The sequence below is a fragment of the Pseudomonas sp. P4_C1 genome, from assembly GCF_056402155.1.
This window is the reverse complement of record NZ_JBFUHY010000150.1, coordinates 1-2,900: the sequence shown is the minus strand read 5'-3', so window position 1 is coordinate 2,900 and position 2,900 is coordinate 1. Positions and strand designations below refer to the sequence as shown.

General features: G+C 58.7%; 4 protein-coding genes. 1 reads left to right on the top strand and 3 read right to left on the bottom strand.

What is annotated here, in order from left to right; all coding sequences use genetic code 11:
- On the top strand, window positions 1-355 hold a 355-nt coding region (locus AC1DU9_RS29665; RefSeq protein WP_477811252.1), incomplete at its 5' end, for a DUF2950 family protein.
- On the opposite strand, the gene AC1DU9_RS29660 is transcribed toward AC1DU9_RS29665, so the two are convergent.
- The 3 genes from AC1DU9_RS29660 to AC1DU9_RS29650 all read right to left on the bottom strand — a co-directional run bounded on the left by AC1DU9_RS29660 (window position 337) and on the right by AC1DU9_RS29650 (window position 2,788).
- Window positions 337-909 carry a GNAT family N-acetyltransferase gene (locus tag AC1DU9_RS29660; RefSeq protein ID WP_223462569.1) on the bottom strand — a complete coding sequence of 191 codons (573 nt, stop codon included), beginning with the start codon at window positions 907-909 and terminating at the stop codon, window positions 337-339. The genes AC1DU9_RS29665 and AC1DU9_RS29660 overlap by 19 nt on opposite strands.
- Before the next feature lie 485 nt (window positions 910-1,394).
- On the bottom strand, window positions 1,395-2,006 hold the full coding sequence (locus tag AC1DU9_RS29655; RefSeq protein WP_477811251.1) for a hypothetical protein: 612 nt from the start codon (window positions 2,004-2,006) through the stop codon (window positions 1,395-1,397).
- A gap of 431 nt (window positions 2,007-2,437) precedes the next feature.
- The gene (locus AC1DU9_RS29650) at window positions 2,438-2,788 is read right to left on the bottom strand and encodes a copper-binding protein (protein WP_223462570.1); all 351 of its coding nucleotides are present in this window, start codon (window positions 2,786-2,788) and stop codon (window positions 2,438-2,440) included.
- Between the last annotated feature and the right edge of the window lie 112 nt (window positions 2,789-2,900).

Below are 2,900 nucleotides of genomic sequence, written 5' to 3'. Positions count from 1 at the left end.
GGCGGAAGACGACAGCGGCCAGATCAGCCCGCTGGGACCTTCGTTCGGCAAAGCCATTGCCGACGAAGAGTGGCATGGTTACCGCTTCCGTATCCTCGATGGCCAGGGTCCTTCGGCACCGGGTGGCGCCTACAGCTACCTCATCGGTGACAAGATGAGCCGGGGCTTTGCCCTGATCGCCTGGCCGGCGAAATACGATGACACCGGGGTGATGAGTTTCATGATCAGTCATGAAGGACAGGTGTTCGAGAAAGACCTGGGGCCCGGTGGTGAAAAACTGGCGCAATCGATGAAGCGCTTCGATCCGGATGACAGCTGGAAAGAGGTGGCTGAAGATCAAGCGCCGCAGGAGTGACCGGGGGCGTCACCGACCTGCTGCCGACGCTCTGAATCGCTGGGGGATCTTATCTGGACCAACAGGACGAATCGGTCTTCGTTCCCCGAATTTTCGTTACAGGAGGGTTGTTCCAGCTGGAATCCACAACGATCAAGGACTTTTCTTGAGCCCACATTTTCCTTGTAGGCAAAGGCAACCAGTTGCGTAAGCCCCCAGCGCATCCGTGCCTCCTGGACCAGATGCCTCAGCGCCAGCGTGGCCAGCCCCTGCCCGCACGCGCTCTGAGCAATCCGATAGCCGACTTGCGCAGAACGGGTCGATGAGTCGATGCTTTTCAGATTGGCTCGACCGACGATTCTCTGATTGGAATCCTCTATGACAAACGGGTGCCAGGCGCCAATGGCAAAATCGGACAAATAGCTTTCTATGTGATCGGCGACACCCTGCAACGAGTAAAAAGCAGGGTCGCGCGCATCAATATGGGATTCGAACCATTCACGGTTATGGACTTCGAATGCCAGCAACGCTTGAGCGTCAGTCTTTTTCAGCTCGCGAACGCTAAACGATTCCATTCATCACCTCTCCTGAGTCTTGTGCCGAAAGGGCCCAAGTTTATCTCATACCTGAATAACCTTGCCGGGCCGAGCAATCCCCCCTCTCGAATCCGAGCGACTTGCTCATCACTCGTGAAGGCGACACGATTTCGAAAAAAAGTCGCAAGCCCCGCTACGCTTCAGGGCTTGCGACTCTTTGCTATACGTCCCTCAAGCTCCCGGGACGTTTTCTACGGTATGCCTGCCATGTTCATTGCCGAACGTGCAGGTTTAGTTCGATACCTCATCCGGGGCATCCAGGGCGTCAGCCACAGCCTCTCTGGCTTCCCTCGCCTTGGCTTGGGCAGCCTCTCTGACTGCGCTCACCTCGGCTTTGGCAGCGTTCCTGGCTGCAGCTACGTCGGCCTTGACGGCGTCCCTGGCTGCAGCTACGTCGGCTTTGGCGGCGTCCCGGGCTGCAGCTACGTCGGCTTTGGCGGCGTCCCGGGCTGCATCTGCGCCCGCTACGCCAGCAGCTTTTGCAGCGTCCCGTGCTGCATCCGCATCAGCCTTGGCAGCGTCCCTGGCTGCATCTGCGGCATCGTTGTCATTGGCATCGTCGTTGTCACGCGCATTGCCGGGACCTCTGTTCCCGGCCACGCCACCATGGTCATCGTCGTTGTCATGCGCAATGCCGGGACCTCTATTCCCGGCCACTGCGCCATGGTCAGCGTCGTTGTCACGCGCATTGCCGGGACCTCTGTTCCCGGCCATGCCACCATGGTCATCGTCGTTGTCATGCGCAATGCCGGGGCCTCTATTCCCGGCCACTGCGCCATGGTCAGCGTCACCGCGCCCCGGGCCGCCATTGCCCGCAGCGCCAGCACCTGCACCGCCATTGCCTGCAGCGCCATGACCTGCACCGCCATTGCCTGCAGCACCAGCACCTGCACCGCCATTGCCTGCAGCACCAGCACCTGCACCGCCATTGCCTGCAGCACCAGCACCTGCACCGCCATTGCCTGCAGCGCCATGACCGCCGCCATCTCCATGGCCGCTACCAGCGTTACCGCCTCCGCCGTCACCACCGTGACCGCCGTGACCACCACCGCCTCCGCTACCACCATCTTTGGCATACGCGCTGGAGAAACTTGCGATGTAATCGGGTACCAGGACAGTCGATGCCGACAGGACCCCGCCGATTGCCAGAGCCAACAAAGTTTTCTTGAGCAGCATGATGTACCTCCGCTTGGCGTTGCGTCGTCACCTCCGTATCGAACGCAATGTCCAGTTGAGTTCCCGGCCGCCCACTGGAGCGGCCGGGCAACCGGCACGGTCATAAATGTGCAGCAACCACGAGCAACTGTGGCATCCGCACGATCCTTGAGAGCCGGTTGGCATCATTGTGTGGGAAGCATTCCCACAGTTTTTTTCGATAAGTGCATTCAGCCCGAGTTCAACAAAAGAGCATCAGGACCGACGAACGGATTGCACAGAAACTTCAACCTGACCCAAATGGTAAAAACCGGCACGACGATGGGTACCGGTCACCTGCAACATCAGCCCTTCATTTTTTTATGGAAACAATCGTGGCTCTACCGCCCTCCAGCCGAAAGGAAAACGATACAGGGTCTCCAACCTCCAGCCCTTTCAGTTGATCTTCCGTCACTGAAAAGGCCATGGTCATTGGCGGCCACTGCACTGCTGGAACGGCGCCATGAGCGAGGGTCACCGTATGCTTCGCGGGATCGATCGCCTTGATCGTACCCTCGGCGCTGGCGACAGGAGCCGGCTTCGACTCCTGCTTCATTTCCATGTCGCCCATACCTTCCATTTTCATTCCTGGCATGTCCTGCGCGTAAGTAGAAAGCGACAACACAACGGCGGTGCTTGCGACTGCAACAAGGGTCAGTTTCATACGATTTTTCCTTTAAGGGTTTGAGGTTCGATAGTGAGCTGCCGACGACGCATCAAGCGATAGGCTGCCGGAATGACAAACAGGGACAGTAAAGGTGCCGTGACCATACCGC

Bases quoted from the DNA above. Each gene is read 5' to 3' on its own strand.
- AC1DU9_RS29655 (WP_477811251.1), bottom strand. From the start codon at position 2,006: ATGCCAAAGATGGTGGTAGCGGAGGCGGTGGTGGTCACGGCGGTCACG.
- AC1DU9_RS29660 (WP_223462569.1), bottom strand. From the start codon at position 909: ATGGAATCGTTTAGCGTTCGCGAGCTGAAAAAGACTGACGCTCAAGCG.
- AC1DU9_RS29650 (WP_223462570.1), bottom strand. From the start codon at position 2,788: ATGAAACTGACCCTTGTTGCAGTCGCAAGCACCGCCGTTGTGTTGTCG.